The organism is Streptomyces sp. NPDC044921 (genome assembly GCF_056432865.1).
Genome location: NZ_JBWKIF010000008.1, coordinates 52,989 through 68,056, shown reverse-complemented (window position 1 = coordinate 68,056; position 15,068 = coordinate 52,989). Strand labels below are relative to the sequence as shown.

The 15,068-nt window shown below is 70.9% G+C and carries 14 protein-coding genes; 7 read left to right on the top strand and 7 right to left on the bottom strand.

Translation table 11 applies throughout. The features are described 5' to 3' along the window. The first annotated feature begins 90 nt into the window (after positions 1-90). Positions 91-468, top strand: a complete 378-nt coding sequence (locus AC07DA_RS14660; RefSeq protein WP_479127984.1) for a hypothetical protein — start codon at positions 91-93, stop codon at positions 466-468. 28 nt (positions 469-496) lie between these two features. On the opposite strand, the gene AC07DA_RS14655 is transcribed toward AC07DA_RS14660, so the two are convergent. Both AC07DA_RS14655 and AC07DA_RS14650 read right to left on the bottom strand, forming a co-directional pair. After that, positions 497-688: a DUF397 domain-containing protein gene (locus tag AC07DA_RS14655; RefSeq protein ID WP_479127982.1), complete on the bottom strand. Its 192-nt coding sequence runs from the start codon at positions 686-688 to the stop codon at positions 497-499. Position 689: 1 nt separating this feature from the next. Beyond that, positions 690-1,433, bottom strand: coding sequence for a helix-turn-helix domain-containing protein (locus AC07DA_RS14650; RefSeq protein ID WP_479127980.1), 744 nt, complete (start codon positions 1,431-1,433; stop codon positions 690-692). A 158-nt stretch (positions 1,434-1,591) separates the two neighbouring features. On the opposite strand from AC07DA_RS14650, the gene AC07DA_RS14645 reads away from it, so the two are divergent. After that, the gene (locus AC07DA_RS14645) at positions 1,592-1,795 is read left to right on the top strand and encodes a hypothetical protein (RefSeq protein WP_479127978.1); all 204 of its coding nucleotides are present in this window, start codon (positions 1,592-1,594) and stop codon (positions 1,793-1,795) included. A gap of 32 nt (positions 1,796-1,827) precedes the next feature. Further along, a complete protein-coding gene (locus tag AC07DA_RS14640) occupies positions 1,828-2,250 on the top strand; it encodes an ATP-binding protein (protein WP_479128392.1) in 423 nt (140 codons plus the stop codon). Between the two features lie 207 nt (positions 2,251-2,457). On the opposite strand, the gene AC07DA_RS14635 is transcribed toward AC07DA_RS14640, so the two are convergent. Continuing rightward, complete coding sequence (locus AC07DA_RS14635; RefSeq protein ID WP_479127976.1) at positions 2,458-4,287, bottom strand: phosphoenolpyruvate carboxykinase (GTP); 1,830 nt, start codon at positions 4,285-4,287, stop codon at positions 2,458-2,460. Positions 4,288-4,615: 328 nt separating this feature from the next. Here AC07DA_RS14635 and trhA point away from each other — a divergent pair, with 328 nt between their 5' ends. The 4 genes from trhA to AC07DA_RS14615 all read left to right on the top strand — a co-directional run bounded on the left by trhA (position 4,616) and on the right by AC07DA_RS14615 (position 8,435). Continuing rightward, a complete protein-coding gene (gene trhA, locus AC07DA_RS14630; protein WP_479127974.1) occupies positions 4,616-5,329 on the top strand; it encodes a PAQR family membrane homeostasis protein TrhA in 714 nt (237 codons plus the stop codon). A 158-nt stretch (positions 5,330-5,487) separates the two neighbouring features. Next, positions 5,488-7,038, top strand: a complete 1,551-nt coding sequence (locus AC07DA_RS14625) for a DHA2 family efflux MFS transporter permease subunit (protein ID WP_479127972.1) — start codon at positions 5,488-5,490, stop codon at positions 7,036-7,038. 5 nt (positions 7,039-7,043) lie between these two features. Next, entirely contained in the window at positions 7,044-7,670 is a 627-nt protein-coding gene (locus AC07DA_RS14620) for a TetR/AcrR family transcriptional regulator (RefSeq protein WP_479127970.1), read from the top strand. 33 nt (positions 7,671-7,703) lie between these two features. Then, complete coding sequence (locus tag AC07DA_RS14615) at positions 7,704-8,435, top strand: Mut7-C RNAse domain-containing protein (RefSeq protein WP_479127968.1); 732 nt, start codon at positions 7,704-7,706, stop codon at positions 8,433-8,435. Positions 8,436-8,514: 79 nt separating this feature from the next. Here the strand turns inward: AC07DA_RS14615 and AC07DA_RS14610 are convergent, their stop codons facing one another. Genes AC07DA_RS14610 through AC07DA_RS14595 form a run of 4 tightly spaced genes read right to left on the bottom strand, consistent with a single transcriptional unit; the run spans position 8,515 to position 15,063 of the window. Then, positions 8,515-10,920, bottom strand: coding sequence for a galactose oxidase-like domain-containing protein (locus AC07DA_RS14610; RefSeq protein ID WP_479127966.1), 2,406 nt, complete (start codon positions 10,918-10,920; stop codon positions 8,515-8,517). Beyond that, a complete protein-coding gene (locus AC07DA_RS14605; RefSeq protein WP_479127964.1) occupies positions 10,917-12,110 on the bottom strand; it encodes a glycosyltransferase in 1,194 nt (397 codons plus the stop codon). The genes AC07DA_RS14610 and AC07DA_RS14605 overlap by 4 nt, the downstream gene beginning before the upstream one ends. Continuing rightward, positions 12,107-13,756 (bottom strand): ArnT family glycosyltransferase, encoded by a 1,650-nt coding sequence (locus AC07DA_RS14600; protein WP_479127962.1) that lies wholly within the window; start codon positions 13,754-13,756, stop codon positions 12,107-12,109. The genes AC07DA_RS14605 and AC07DA_RS14600 overlap by 4 nt, the downstream gene beginning before the upstream one ends. Then, positions 13,753-15,063, bottom strand: a complete 1,311-nt coding sequence (locus AC07DA_RS14595) for a glycosyltransferase (protein WP_479127960.1) — start codon at positions 15,061-15,063, stop codon at positions 13,753-13,755. The genes AC07DA_RS14600 and AC07DA_RS14595 overlap by 4 nt, the downstream gene beginning before the upstream one ends. Positions 15,064-15,068 lie beyond the last annotated feature (5 nt).

The window sequence follows — 15,068 nt, the reverse complement described above, 5'->3', positions numbered from 1 at the left end:
GCAGGGACCGTCACCACAAGCGCGGGCCGGGGTACTCCCGGCCCGCGCACTTCACGTTCCACGGTGTTCGGATGAGACAGGAGATGCACCATGGGGAAACGGCTGCACGGCATCTGCCTCGCGGGGCTCATCACTGCGGGGCCGGTTCTGATCGCCTCCTCGCCCAACGCTCTGAACGTCATGCCCGTTTGGTGGAGCGCACTCGGCATCGCCTGTCTCAGCACGTGCGTACTGCTCGCCTCGCGTTACATGGTGGGCGATGGCAGGGTGCCTTCGAACAGCTGGCTGCTCGTCGCCGGTCAGGGGGTCCTCACCGGCCTCGTCGGAGTCATCGCTGCCGTCGCCGGCCTGTTCGACTGGGCCGTGTGGGAGGCAGGCGTGCTGTTCGGCGCGGCCGGCCTCCTGACGGGCGGCATCACCAGGGCCCGCCGAAAGGCCGGCTCCGGACCAGGTGGAGAGGAACGGTGATCCGCGCCGGCCTCGGGGCGGTGGCAGCTCAGGCCGAGGGTGCCGACTTGAGGGACGTGACGAAGGACGTCCAGGCCGGGGCCGTGATGGTGAGGACCGGGCCGTGAGGGACCTTGGAGTCCCGGACGGGGACGACGGCGGTGTGGGCGTCGCACACCTCGAGGCAGTCGCCGCCGTCGCCATTGCTGTAGGTGCTCTTGCGCCAGACCGCTGCGCTCAAGTCACGTGCGCTCTTTACCATTTCGGTCATCCTCAGCCGCTTGCTCGATCAGGGCGAGGGACGCCTCCGGGGGCAGTGCGGCGGCCCTGAGCCGATCGTATGCCTTGCGGTACTGCTTCACGAGAGCCGGATCGTCGATGGTGTCCCCGCTGTACTGCGACTCCAGATAGACCAGCGGTGGGGCGTCCGTGAAGGCCATGACCTTCGCCATGCCCATCATGAGCGGATGCGCCCCGCAGTTCCACGGAAGGATCTGGGGAACGATCCGGCGGCATCGCGCGAGTTCCGCGATGCGCTCCCACTGTTCGGCGCTCCGCTCCGGCGGCAGGATCGGCTGTCGCAGCAACGACTCGGGGAGAATGACCCAGTACTCCGGGGTCTTGTGGTCGTCCTCGAACCCCGGCACCAGCGTCGGGCACCACTCCTCGATGGTCTCCGCGTGCCGCTCCGCCTCCAGCACCCGCTCGAAGTAGCTCGCGTGCCCCCGCCGCTTCGCCCGCCGCACGTCCTCGCACCGCCGCCTGAAGAAGCCGTCCGTGCCGAGCACCCGGTCCACGTGCTCGGCGAGTTCCGCCGGCATCCGGCGTGTGCCCCGCTCGATCTCGCTGAGGTGGCTGGGGCCGTAGAAGCTGCCCTCGACGAGTTGCTGGAGGGTCAGGCCCGCCTCCTCCCGCTTCCAGCGCAACTCACTGCCGTAGAAGGTCGGTACGCCCGTCGATCCGTCGATGTCCTTGCGCTGACCCATCGTTCACCGTCCTTGGTGTGCCGTTACCGCGCGCTACCCCACCCGGCACCGCGTCCGCGCAGATCAGGCGCGGGATGCTTAGGGGCTGTCACGGCACGGCGGTCGGCGTCACAGTGTGAGGAGTTCGTCACTCAGCGCACTGGAAGGTGTGAACCCCCATGCACAGCCCCGCCGAAGCCGACGCCTGCGTCGAGGAGTTGCGAGAGGCCCTCGCCGCGCACGGCATCACGCTGCCGTCCCTCGGCCTCGACCTCCCGGCCTTCGCCGCCCGCTGCCCCACCCGGCCGCTGATCACGCTCGGCAACTGCAATCTCCTCACCGCCAAGGCCCTGGCCGCCGCCCTGCGCAAGGGCGCGGCGTGACGCGGCCGGTGGTGACGCTCGAACTGCTCGCGATGCCCGCCGAGGTGTCCGCCGTGCGGCGGGCCCTGCGACCGCACGGCATCGACGTGCAGCTCTGCGCGAGCGAGCTGGTCACGAACGTCATCCGGCACGTCGGGGAGGGCGTCCCCGTGACGGTACGGGTGTGGGAGCAGGTGGGCGGACGCGTCCGGGTCGGGGTCACCGATCCCGATCCCCGGGCCCTGCCCGTCCTGGTCGCGGCGGCCGGGGCCGAGGCGGAATCCGGCCGCGGGCTGGCGTTGCTCGACGCGCTGGCCCTGCGGTGGGGTGTGGAGCAGGAGGCCGGCCGCAAGACGGTGTGGTGCGAGCTGCTCGTACCTCTTCCGGAAACGCCCAAGACTCCGGAAACGCCCGAGCGCCCCGGTCGACGCAGGGCGTCGGCCGGAGCGCTCGGTCCTTCATCGGCACGTTCGTGAGCCCGCGGAGCGGGCCGCGCCGAAGCGGGCGGGAGGGGGCCGGTCGCCGCTGGGTTTCCGTCGGGGCGGACGGAGGACGCGGTGACCGGCCCCGAACCCCGCACGCCGTTGTGCGGGCCCCGCCAGTCGGTCCCGCGGCCGGCCGTGACGATGTTGCTGGTCAGGGCACTGTCGGTTCCAGCCGGCCGCGGAGTTCAGGGGTGGGACTCAGCCCAGGCGCTCCACCAGGGCGCGGTACTCGTCCCACAGTTCCTTCGGCGTGTGGTCGCCGAAGGTGTTGAGATGCTCGGGGACCAGGGCGGCCTCCTCGCGCCAGACGTCCTTGTCGACCGTGAGCAGGAAGTCCAGGTCGGACTCGGCCAGGTCCAGGCCGTCCGTGTCGAGGGCCTCCTTGGTCGGCAGGATGCCGATGGGGGTCTCGACGCCCTCGGCCTTGCCCTCCAGGCGCTCCACGATCCACTTCAGGACGCGGGAGTTCTCGCCGAAGCCGGGCCAGACGAACGTGCCCTCGTCGTCCTTGCGGAACCAGTTGACGTAGTAGATCTTCGGCAGCTTGGACTGGTCCTTGTCCTTGGCCACGTCGATCCAGTGGGCCATGTAGTCGCCCATGTTGTAGCCGCAGAACGGCAGCATCGCGAAGGGGTCGCGGCGCAGCTCGCCGACCTTGCCCTCGGCGGCGGCGGTCTTCTCGGAGGCCACGTTGGCGCCGAGGAAGACGCCGTGGTTCCAGTCGAAGGACTCCGTCACCAGGGGGACGGCGGTGGCGCGGCGGCCGCCGAAGAGGATCGCCGAGATCGGCACGCCCTTGGGGTCCTCCCACTCGGGCGCGATGATCGGGCACTGCGAGGCCGGGACGGTGAAGCGGGCGTTGGGGTGGGCGGCCGGGGTGCCGGACTCGGGGGTCCAGTCGTTGCCCTTCCAGTCCGTGAGGTGGGCCGGGGGCTCCTCGGTCATGCCCTCCCACCAGACGTCGCCGTCGTCCGTCAGCGCCACGTTGGTGAAGACGGCGTTGCCCCACAGGGTCTTCATCGCGTTGGCGTTGGTGTGCTCGCCGGTGCCGGGCGCGACGCCGAAGAAGCCGGCCTCGGGGTTGATGGCGTAGAGGCGGCCGTCCTCGCCGAAGCGCATCCAGGCGATGTCGTCGCCGATGGTCTCGACCGTCCAGCCGGGGATGGTCGGCTCCAGCATGGCGAGGTTGGTCTTGCCGCAGGCGCTCGGGAAGGCGGCGGCGACGTACTTGGCCTCGCCGCGCGGCGGGGTCAGCTTCAGCACGAGCATGTGCTCGGCGAGCCAGCCCTCGTCCCGGGCCATGACGGAGGCGATGCGCAGGGCGTAGCACTTCTTGCCGAGCAGGGCGTTGCCGCCGTAGCCGGAGCCGTAGGACCAGATCTCGCGGTCCTCGGGGAAGTGCGAGATGTACTTGGTCTGGTTGCAGGGCCAGGGGACGTCCTCCTGGCCGGGCTCCAGCGGGGCGCCCAGGGTGTGCACGGCCTTGACGAAGAAGCCGTCGGAGCCGAGCTCGTCGAGGACGGCCTGGCCCATGCGCGTCATCGTGCGCATGGAGACGGCGACGTAGGCCGAGTCGGTGATCTCGACGCCGAGCGCGGACAGCGGCGAGCCGAGCGGGCCCATGCAGAAGGGCACGACGTACATGGTCCGGCCGCGCATGGAGCCGCGGAACAGGCCGCCCTGGCCGCCGGAGCCCTGGAAGATCTCCCGCATCTCGGCGGGGGCCTTCCAGTGGTTGGTCGGGCCCGCGTCCTCCTCCTTCTCGGAGCAGATGAACGTCCGGTCCTCGACGCGCGCGACGTCGGTGGGGTCGGAGGCGGCGTAGTAGGAGTGGGGGCGCTTGATCGGGTCGAGTTTCCGGAAGGTGCCCTTCTGGACGAGCTCCTCGCACAGTCGCTCGTACTCGGCCTCGGACCCGTCACACCAGACCACGTTGTCCGGCTGCGTCAGTTCTGCGATCTCGTTGACCCACGAGATCAGCCCCTGATGTGTGGTGGGGACGGTGGGAGCCGCGATGTCGCGCGCCACGATTGCTCCTAAATGAGGGATTTTTTTGATGTGGAGGCCCCGTGGGGGCTGCGACCCGGATGCTTCACGGTGTGACTCGGGCGCTCATCCGGTGCCGACCGCACTCATTTGATCATCCGACGGAAGCGCCCATCTGTCCAGAGGAGCGCACAGGTGAGCAACGTGAGGATCGCCACGGTTTCTCGCGGGCGCTTTGCGTGCACGTTGCGTTCACCTGACCGTCCGTTTGCGTGACCACCATGCGGCGGGAGTGAGAGGATGGCCACTCGTCGTCGCCCAATCAGCGGCACTGATCCGTCACTTACGGTTCCGTAGCTACCATTTGGTCATGACTGCGTTCGTCCCCGACGCGCCTTCGGACTCGCCGGCCGGCGGCAGCGGTCCGCAGGCGCTTTCCCTGCCGCACCCCGTGAAGCCCAAGCTCCGGGGCTGGCTGCACCTCGGCATGTTCCCGGCCGTCCTCGTCGCGGGCCTGGTCCTGACCGCCCTGGCCGACACGACCAGAGGACGCATCGCCTGTGGCATCTTCGCGCTGACGGCGTGCCTGCTGTTCGGCGTGAGCGCGCTGTACCACCGGGGCAACTGGAGCCCCCGTATGGACGGCGTGCTGCGCCGCCTGGACCACGCCAACATCTTCCTGATCATCGCGGGCACCTACACGCCGCTGACCATGCTGCTCCTGCCGGGCGCCAAGGGTCAGTGGCTGCTGTGGGGCATCTGGGCCGCCGCGGCGGCCGGCATCCTCTTCCGCGTCTTCTGGGTCGGCGCCCCACGCTGGCTCTACACGCCCTGCTACATCGCGATGGGCTGGGCGGCCGTCTTCTACCTGCCGGACTTCATGCGCACCGGCGGGGTCGCGGTCCTCGTCCTGGTCGTCGTGGGCGGCCTGCTCTACAGCGCGGGCGGCATCATCTACGGCATCAAGCGCCCGAACCCGTCACCGCGCTGGTTCGGCTTCCACGAGGTGTTCCACTCCTTCACCCTGGCGGCCTTCATCGCGCACTACGTGGGGATCTCACTGGTGGCGTACCAGCACGGCTAGGGATCTCCCCCGCTTCCACCGCTTCCACCGCTTCCACCGCTTCCACCCAGGCCACGGCTTCCCAGCCGTGGCCTTTTCGCATGCGCGGACCACCAGACGGGGACAGCTGGCCTCCACCGCATTGACAGCTACTACCTTTTGAGAGTTACTGTCATTTCATGGCTACTGTCACTTCGCCCGACCCCCGGCGCTGGTGGGCCCTGACGGCCCTGGTCGCGAGCATGCTCACGCTCGGCTTCGACCTGACGATCCTCAACGTGGCGCTGCCGACCTTGGCCGAGGACCTCGGCGCGAGCACGGGCGAGCAGCAGTGGATGGCGGACGCCTACGTCGTCGTCTTCGCGGCGCTGATGCTCCCCGCCGGGCTGCTCGGCGACCGGTTCGGACGGCGGCTGATGCTGGTGACCGGGCTCGGGATCTTCCTGGCCGGCTCGGTCATGGGCGCCCTGGCCCCGGACGTGGCCTGGGTCGTCGTCGCCCGGGCCGTGATGGGGGTGGGCGGCGCGCTGGTCATGCCGTTGGCGCTGTCCGTGCTGCCCTCCCTGTTCGGGCCGGACGAGCGGTCCAAGGCGATCGGCGTCCTGTCGGCCGCCTCCGCGCTGGGCATGCCGCTCGGCCCGGTCCTGGGCGGCTGGCTGCTCGACCACTTCTGGTGGGGCTCGGTCTTCCTGCTCAACGTCCCGATGGTCGGCATCGGCGTCGCGGCCTGCCTGCTCCTGCTCCCCGAGACGCGCGACCCGGCCTCCCCGAAGGTCGACGCCCTGGCCACCGCGCTCACCGTGGCCGGACTCGGTGCCCTGGTCTGCGCCATCATCGAGGCGCCCACCCGAGGCTGGGGGGACCCCCTGGTGGCCGGGTTCCTCACCGCCGGCGTCGCGCTGCTCGCCGGACTGGTGCTGCGCGAGCGGCGAGTGGCGCGGCCCATGCTCGACATGGAACTGCTCCGCCACCGCGGCTTCCTCGTCAACGCCCTCACGGCGACCCTGGTCACCTTCGTCCTGGCGGGCCTGCTGTTCCTGCTGCCGCCCTACCTCCAGGCCGTCCTCGGCCACGACGCCCTCGGCACCGGGCTGCGGCTGCTGCCGATGATGGGCGGGCTGATGGTCGCGGCGCGCGGCGCCCAGCCGGTCGTCGCCCGGTTCGGCCCCCGGGCGGTCGTCACCTGCGGCCTCGTGGTGCTCGCCTTCGCCGCGTTCCTCGGCAGCCGTACCGCACCCGACTCCGGCTACGGCTTCACCGCGCTGTGGCTGACCGTCACCGGCCTGGGCTTCGGCCTCGCCGTGGTCCCGGCGCTGGACGGCGCGCTGGCCACGCTGCCGGCCGACCGGGCCGGCAGCGGGTCGGGGCTCCTCATGACCCTGCGCCAGGTCGGCAGCGCGATCGGCATCGCCCTGCTCGGCAGCCTGCTCGCGAGCGCCTACCGGGACCGCCTCGACGTGAGCGGAGTGCCCACCCGGGCCGCCGACGCCGCCGGGGAGTCCGTGGTGGCCGCGCACCTCGTCGCCGAGCGCACGGGCGTGACCGGCCTCGCCACGTCCGCGGACGGCGCCTACGTCCACGGCATGGGCGTGGTGCTGCTGGTGTGCGGAGTCACGGCCCTGGTCGCCGCGCTGCTCACCGGGGTGTTCCTGCCGGACACGCGGACAGCCGCGGACGGCGGGGAGGGCGCCGCGGTCATGGCAGGGCCCGGGGCCGAGGCCCGACAATGACCTTCATGACGGCCGCACGCACCACTTCCGCCGACCGCCCCCAGCCGGGACTCCGGGAACGGAAGAAGATCAAGACACGCCAGGCGATCCGCACCGCGACCTACGCGCTGATCGAGGAACAGGGCTACGACGCCACGACGATCGAGCAGATCGCCGAGCGCGCCGAGGTGTCGCCGTCGACGGTCTTCCGGTACTTCCCCACCAAGGAGGACATCGTCATCACCGACGAGTGGGACCCGGTGATGCTGGCGGAGCTGCGGGCCCGGCCGGAGGACGAGTCGTGGGGCGACATCCTGCGGCACGTGATCCGCACGGCCCTGGACCTGAGCCTCGCCGAGGAGCCGGAGGTGATGCGGCTGCGGACCCGGCTCGGCGTCGAGGTCCCGGCCGTCCGCGCCCGGATGCTGGAGAGCATGGCGGCGACCGGCCGGCTGCTGCGCGAGGCCCTCGCCGAGCGCTCCGGGCTCGACCCCGACGGCCTGGAGCTCCGGGTCTTCGCCATGTCCGTGATGGGCGGTCTGATGGAGGCCTCCCACTACTGGGCCGAGACCGGCCACCGCGACGACATCCGGGACCTCGTCGACCGTGCGCTGGACGTCCTGGAGCGCGGTCTGCCGACCGGAAAACCGTGAGGCCGGTGCCCCTGCCCGTGGCATCCTGACCGGGTGAACGGTCCCGAGATCCACGTCGAGTTCGCCCCCGAACTGCACGTCTTCGTCCCGCGGGCCCAGCGGGCGGGCGCCGTGCGCGCCGCCACCGACGGCGTCTCCAGCCTGGGCCACGTCGTCGAGTCGCTGGGCGTGCCGCTGACCGAGGTGGGCGCGCTGCTGGTGGACGGCCGCGAGGTGCCCGTCTCCCACGTCCCCGCGGCCGGGGAGTCGGTGACGGTGCGGACCGTCGCCCGCCCCCAGCGCCTCCCGGGCGCTCCCCTGCGGTTCCTCCTCGACGTCCACCTCGGCACGCTGGCCCGCCGGCTGCGCCTGCTCGGCGTGGACACGGCGTACGAGTCGACCGACATCGGCGACCCGGCGCTGGCCGCGCGTTCGGCGGCCGAGCAGCGGGTGATGCTGAGCCGCGACCGGGGACTGCTGCGCAGGCGCGAGCTGTGGGCCGGGGCGTTCGTCTACAGCACACGTCCCGAGGACCAGCTGCGGGACGTGCTGGACCGGTTCCGGCCCGAGTTGCGCCCGTGGACGCGCTGCACCGCCTGCAACGGGCTGCTGCGTGAGGCGACCAAGGACGAGGTGGCGGATCAGCTGAAGCACGGCACGCACGCCACGTACGACGTGTTCGCGCAGTGCGGGGAGTGCGGGCGGGCGTACTGGAGGGGCGCGCATCACGAGCAACTGGAGGCCATCGTGCGGGAGGCCGTCGCGCTGTGCTCCGAGCGCCGTTGAGGGAGCCCGCGGTGGGGAACTGCAAAACCGTCGTGGCCGGTCGCGCAGTTCCCCGCGCCCCTGACGGGGTGCGTACCCGCTAGCTCCTTCTCAGGTCCTGCTTGCCGCAGGCGAGCCCGTCCCGGTTGCGGTCCAGGCCCAGCGGGTCGTCCTTGCCGTTGACCTTCAGACGGCCGTAGTCGTTCGCCTTCAGCCACGCGCAGCGGGCGGCCGTCGTCTTCCTCACCTCCGCCGGGAAGTGCGTCGGCACGCACACGTTGATCGAGCCGTAGTGCCGGTCGCAGCCGGAGACCGTGGGGCTGACCTTCTGCGCCGCGCGCTTCTTGCCGGGCCCGGTGACCTTGCCCTTCGGCGCGTCCGCGAAGTCGTGGACGTGGGCCGAGGCATCCGTCGCCTTCAGGGCCTGCGGACCCTGGAGGTGCACCCACTTCGCCACCGACGGCACGCCGTTGGCGTCGACCGCGAAGAGCATGTACCAACCGGGCGGGGCCAGGTTGGGGTTGCTCGTCACATTGAGGTCGATGTTGTTGCCGTCGACCGACAGCGGCAGGTCCACGAACCGCTGGTTCGGGTCGGAGGAGTGCGTGACGGCGGCCGGGCGGATCAGCTCGGCCTTGGCGATGGGCCGGTCGACGGTGATGCGCTGGGTGTCGCCGTAGTTCCACTCGGTGTCGATGACCGACGTGATCTGCGGACGCGGCCCCTTGAACAGGTAGGGCGGGCTGTAGACCGACACGTCGTGGTTCCAGGAGCCGTTGCCCGGGTTGTCGCCGGTGGTCATCACGCGGCCGTCGGGCAGCAGGAACGCCGAGGAGTGGTAGCCGCGCGCCTCGGGGTCGACGGCCACCGGGTCGAAGGTCTCCGTCGCCGGGTCGAAGATCGACGTCTCGTAGACCGGGTTGGCGCGGTTGTGCAGGGCGCCGCCCGTCTCCAGCACCTTGCCGTCGGGCAGCAGCACGGCGGAGACGTACATCTTGCCCTGGTTCCCGGTCTGCGGGACGGGCCCGTTGCCCAGGTCGACCGTGCCCTGCGGGATCGGCGGCCCGGCCACGTACGACGGGTTCGGCTGCTTGAGGTCGATGATGTCGGTCAGGCGGTTGGCCTCGGGGTTGGAGTCGATGTTGCCGCCGCCGAGGGTGAGGACCTTCTGGTCCTGCGCCGGGGGCAGCAGCACGCTGGCCGACTGGTCGCGCTCGTCCTTGCTCTGCAGGCCCGGCACCTGGGTGATCGTGTTGGCGCCGTAGTCGTAGATCGCCGAGCCGGTGCCGGGGATGTTGTTGCCGAAGACGTGGCTGCCGGAGTAGAAGAGGCGGCCGTCCTGCATCAGGATCATCGACGGGTACAGGCCCCAGTACGACCAGGTCTGGTTGACCTTCCACAGCGGCTGCCACTGCTGCTCGGCCTCGGAGAACAGCTCGGCGGTGACCGAGCCGGTGGAGTCCTCGCGCAGGCCGCCGAAGGAGATGACGTCGCCGTTGCCGAGGATCGTGGCCGACGGGTACCAGTGGCCGTCGTTCATGTCGTTGGTCCTGCTGTAGGTCTCGGTCTCCGGGTCGAAGACGTACGAGTCCTTGTAGCCCTGGTAGCCGATCCGGCCGTCCGCCGTCGGGTAGCCCTTGTTGCCGGACATGACCAGCACGCGGCCGTCCTGGAGCTGGACGTGCCCGGCGCAGAACATGTCCTCCGGCGTGGGGATGACCTTGTAGGAGCCGTTCGCCGGGTCGTAGACGGCGGAGGTGAAGGTGCCCGCCTCGAACATCGACTCGTCGTTGCCGGAGCCCGCGATCAGCAGCACCTTGCCGTTGTGCAGGACCACCGAGTGCATCGAGCGGACCGGGTTCTGGGTGGGCAGCACGTCCCACGTGCCGTTCGCGCACTGCTCGGCGGTGCCCGTGCACTCCGGGGGGAGGACCGGGTCGGGGACCTGGTCCATCGTGTAGTCGTCGGTGGTGGCGGAGCCGGTGCCGTAGACGGAGACGCCCCAGGAGATGCGGTCGGTGCCGGCCGGGACCTCGGGGGTGCGGACCGTCGCCTCCGTCCAGTCACCCGCCAGGTCCAGCGTCTTGAGGTCGGTCCAGTACTGCCAGCCGGCCGTGGTGTCGTGCCGGAACAGCGTGATCGCCGCGTCGGGCGTGGTCGTCTTGTACCAGAGTCCGAGGTCGTACTGCTTGCCCGGCGTGACCACCGGGGCGCAGGCGGCGGACTCGGTGATCAGCGCCTTGCGGTCGCCGTCGACGCGGCGGGTCAGCTCGACCTTCATGGCCTTGGAGCCGGTGTGCGCGTCGGCGGTGGTGGTGAAGGTGAAGTCGTTGTCGCCCCAGCCGGACTTCTCCCAGCAGTACGGCATGTCGCCGGTGCCGGCGGTCTCGAAGCCGGGGTTCTTGATGAGGTTGGCGGCGGAGGCGGGCTGGGGCGCGGTCAGCAGCAGGCTCGCGGTGAGGCCCGCCACGGACAGCAGTGCGGTCGTTCTGCGACGAGGGTTCACACGGCTCTCCTTGCGGTGCGGCCGCCGCGCACGGACTCCTCACGGGCCCGGCGCGGCAGGTAGACCAGCGCTTCGGTCGCCACGAAGCGCAGGACGAACGTCGTCACCAGCGCGAGCGCGGTGGCGGACAGCACGCCCAGGTGCAGCTGGTGCACGAACAGGGCAATCAGCGGGATGCGCAGCACCAGGTCGGCGTTGGCGAGCAGCGCGAACCGCCCGGCCCGGTCCCACCAGCGCCGGTGCCGGCGCCGCTCACGGAACAGCAGGTGCTCGATGAGCACGAAGTTCCAGGCGACGCCGAGCTGGTTGGCGAGGACCTCCGCCGGTACGTAGTGCATGCCGAGCGCGGTCAGCGCCCACAGGCCGAGCAGGTTCGGCACGAAGCCGGTCAGTCCGATCAGGCCGAAGCCGACCATCCGCGCGACCGGTGAGGCGGCCCGCAGCCCGGCGAGGTGGCGCAGGAAGCGCAGGCCCTCCTGCGCGGTGGACTTGGACTCCCCCGCGAACCGGTCCCGGAAGACGAACGGCACCTCGGTGACCGCGCGGGGGCGGCTGCGGACGGCGAGTTCGAGGAGGATCTTGTAGCCGAGCGGCTGGAGGACCTCGGCGGTGACCGCGCTGCGGCGGATCGCGAAGAAGCCGCTCATCGGGTCGCTGATGCCGTGTAGCCGGCGCGGGAAGAGCGCCTTGGTCAGCCAGGTCGCGCCGCGCGAGACGGCCACCCGGTAGCTGCCCGCGAGACCGGCCCGGCTGCCGCCCTTGATGTACCGGGAGGCGACGACCAGCCCGGCGCCCGCGCGTTCGCCGGTCGCGACCAGGTCGGGCACGAGGGACGGCGGGTGCTGGCAGTCGCCGTCCATGACGACGATCCAGTCGGACGTGGCCGCCTTCAGCCCCTCGACGACCGCGCCCCCGAGCCCGCCCACCGGCTCCTCCCGGTGCAGCACGGTCACCGGGAAGGGGCAGTCCTGCGCCGCCTCCTCGATCACCGCGGGCGTGTCGTCGGTGGAGTCGTCCACGAAGAGGACCTCGCAGGGCAGCCGGGCCGGCACGGCCTCGGTGACCTGGCGCAGCAACTGCCGCACGTTCGCCGACTCGTTGAACGTGGGTACGACGATGGTGACGGCGCCCGGTTCGGGGATCTCGGCGGCCTCGACGACCTCGCCGGGGACGGTGGACTCCTGGCTCATCGCGCGCCTCCGGCGGTGCTCTGGATCTGGCGGATCTCGATGCGGTCCTCGCCGGTGCCGAAGGTGGCGACCGGTTCGGAGTGCTCCATGGCGGCCCTGACGTTGGGCAGGTCGGCCGCGTCGCGCCGCACGGTCGGCGAGGCGACGACGTAGTCCAGGTCCTTCCAGCCGCGCGGCATCGTCTTCGTCACCGCGGGGTCCAGGTCGGCCTTGTAGAACCAGATGACGCCGAGCCCGGGCCGGTAGCCCTGGTGCACCAGGTCCAGCCAGAGCGCGTCGTCGACCAGCACCCGGGTGCGCTCCGGGTGCTCGACCTCGGTCGCGAGCCACTTCGAGGCGGCCCGGTAGGGGGCGTTGGCGTCGGTGGTGACGGCCGTGCGGGCGCCGTCGTACCAGTGCGGCAGGACGTAGGCGCCGGCGGCCAGGGCGAGGACCGTGGCGAGCGCGTACCGGCCCGTGCTGACGTAGCGCTTCTCCGCCTCGGAACGCCAGCGGCTGAGCACCGCGTGGGCGACGGAGGCGGTGCCTCCGGCGAGGACCAGCGCGAGGAACGGCAGGGCCTGGATGACGTACATCGCGGGCAGGTAGCCGTTCGGGCGCAGCGCCAGCGCGGCGAGGATCGCGACGGCCAGGGCCGGTCCCGCCAGGGCCCGGGCGGTGACCGACCAGCGCCAGGTGACCAGGAGCAGCAGGGCGCCCGCGAGGCCGCCGAGGGGCAGGATCCTGTCGTAGTAGAGCCACGACTGCAGCACGTTCCAGGAGCCGGAGCCCTGGTCCAGGATGAAGCCGGAACCCGGGCGGGTCATCTGGTACTTGACGCCGTCCCAGAGGGAGACGTGTCCGCTGCCCGGCAGCAGCTCGCCCTTGAGCAGGGCGAACAGGGGGTAGGAGAAGCCGATCAGGGCGCACGCCGTGACGGCGCCGGTGAGGGCGAACTTCCGGGTGTCGCGGTGGCTGTGCCGCCACATGGTGAGGAACAGGGCGGGCAGGACGACGAGCATCGTCTCCTTGGTGAGGACGGCCGTGGCGGCCGCGATGCCCGCGCCGAAGTGGTGCCACAGGTGGCGGCTCGGGGAGGCGGCCAGCGTGAAGGCCAGCAGCGTCCACATCACCGCGAGGTTGTCGAGGAAGATCTCCCGCTGGAGGACGACCGACAGCGGTGACAGGCCGAAGAAGACCATGCCGAGCGCCGCGGCCCAGCGGGGCAGGGCGAGCCGGCGGCCCAGCACGTAGACCAGGACGGCGCTGATGCCGCTGATCACCAGCATCGCGGCGCGCATGGTGCCGACCGTCATCGACTCGGGGCTGATCAGCGCGGGTATCCAGGTCAGCACGGCGATCTGGATCCAGCCCAGCGGCGGGTGGTCGTACCAGTAGGTGTAGTGGGCCAGGCCGTTGCCCTGCTGCACCGACCAGGCCTGGGCGAGGTAGGTGCCCTCGTCGTCGCTGAGGGCGGGGTAGTCGGCGATGTTCCAGCCCTGCACGACGAGGATCGCCAGGAGCAGGACACCGCACAGGAGCAGGTCGGGGCGCGAGGAGCGCAGCCGGCTCGGCGGTTGCGGCCGCCGGTGCGTACCGGTGCCGGACACGGGTGTGCGCTGCGCGGGGACCTTCGGGGCGGTCACCGCGGGAAGGGTGGAGGTCACGCGGGAACGTCCTCTCGGGTCACGGGAGCGTCCTGCCGGGTCACCGGAACGTCCTGCCGGGTCACGGCGCTCTCGCCGAGGTGGGCGCCGACGTGGGTCGTCAGCTCCCAGTCGTTGCGGCCGCGCTGCTCGCGCCAGACGGCGCGCACGGCCGCGCCGGCGAGCAGCACCTGGTAGAAGGGGCCGCCCACGATCAGCTTCAGGTAGTGCGCGAACCGCACGCGCAGCCCGTACTGCTTGCCGAAGTCGTGCAGTCCGACGATCTCGAAGACGAAGGTGACCAGGGCGGTGACGGCCGGCAGGAAGGTGATGAAGGCGATGCCGACGGGCACGTCCAGGAACAGCGCGATCGCCACGTTGAGCGGGATGATCAGGCCGGTGAAGGCCTGCATGAACGGCGTCATCAGGGTGTAGCGGGCGAGGAGGCGCTGCCCGAGGGTGGGCAGCTGCTTCCAGTCCTTCTTCCGGTAGACCTGGAGGAAGCCCTGGTTCCAGCGGGTGCGCTGCTTCAGCAGCGACATCAGCGAGCCCGGGGTCTCCTCCCGGGTCACCATGTCGGAGTCGTAGGCGACGACGACCTTCTTGCCGACGCTGGACAGGCGCACCCCCAGGTCGCAGTCCTCGGCGAGGCAGTCCGGGTCCCAGCCGTCCGCCTGCCGCAGGACGTCGGTGCGGACGAAGACGGTGTTGCCTCCGAGCGGAATGAAACCTTTCTGTGCGTGCAGGTGCAGCCGCGAGCGGAACCAGAAGAAGTACTCCAGGCAGTTGCGCAGGCTGTACCAGCTGGAGTGGAAGTTGATCAGCTGCACCCCGCCCTGCACGACGTCGGCGCCGGTGGTGCGGAAGGCGTGGTCGACGTGCGCGAGAAGCTCGGGGTGGACCTGGTCCTCCGCGTCGAAGACGCCGACCACGTCGCCGCGGCAGTGCGGCAGGGCCGTGTTCATGGCCTTCGGCTTGTTCTTCTTCTCGTGCGTGTCGACGACGACACGGACCCGGGGGTCACGCGCGGCGGCCTGCTCGGCCACGGCGGTGGTCTCCGGGTCGTCGTGCCCGACGATCACGATGATCTCGAAGTCGGTGTGGCTCGACTCCAGCAGGCGCTGGATCGTGTGGTCCAGCACCGCCTGTTCGTGCCGGGCGGGCAGCAGCAGCGAGAAGGCAACGTGCTCGTCCCCGTCCGGACTGCTGAACCGTGTGGAGGCGAGCACTTCCGGCGTGCGCCAGGCGTGCATCTGCCACCACAGCGTGAACGCCGCCATCCAGAACAGGGCCAGTGACACGGCAGCGATGAAGACAGACGTCAGCAAACAGA

Bases quoted from the DNA above. Each gene is read 5' to 3' on its own strand.
- trhA (WP_479127974.1), top strand. From the start codon at position 4,616: ATGACTGCGTTCGTCCCCGACGCGCCTTCGGACTCGCCGGCCGGCGGC.
- AC07DA_RS14620 (WP_479127970.1), top strand. From the start codon at position 7,044: ATGACGGCCGCACGCACCACTTCCGCCGACCGCCCCCAGCCGGGACTC.
- AC07DA_RS14640 (WP_479128392.1), top strand. From the start codon at position 1,828: ATGCCCGCCGAGGTGTCCGCCGTGCGGCGGGCCCTGCGACCGCACGGC.
- AC07DA_RS14660 (WP_479127984.1), top strand. From the start codon at position 91: ATGGGGAAACGGCTGCACGGCATCTGCCTCGCGGGGCTCATCACTGCG.
- AC07DA_RS14650 (WP_479127980.1), bottom strand. From the start codon at position 1,433: ATGGGTCAGCGCAAGGACATCGACGGATCGACGGGCGTACCGACCTTC.
- AC07DA_RS14605 (WP_479127964.1), bottom strand. From the start codon at position 12,110: ATGAGCCAGGAGTCCACCGTCCCCGGCGAGGTCGTCGAGGCCGCCGAG.
- AC07DA_RS14625 (WP_479127972.1), top strand. From the start codon at position 5,488: ATGGCTACTGTCACTTCGCCCGACCCCCGGCGCTGGTGGGCCCTGACG.
- AC07DA_RS14645 (WP_479127978.1), top strand. From the start codon at position 1,592: ATGCACAGCCCCGCCGAAGCCGACGCCTGCGTCGAGGAGTTGCGAGAG.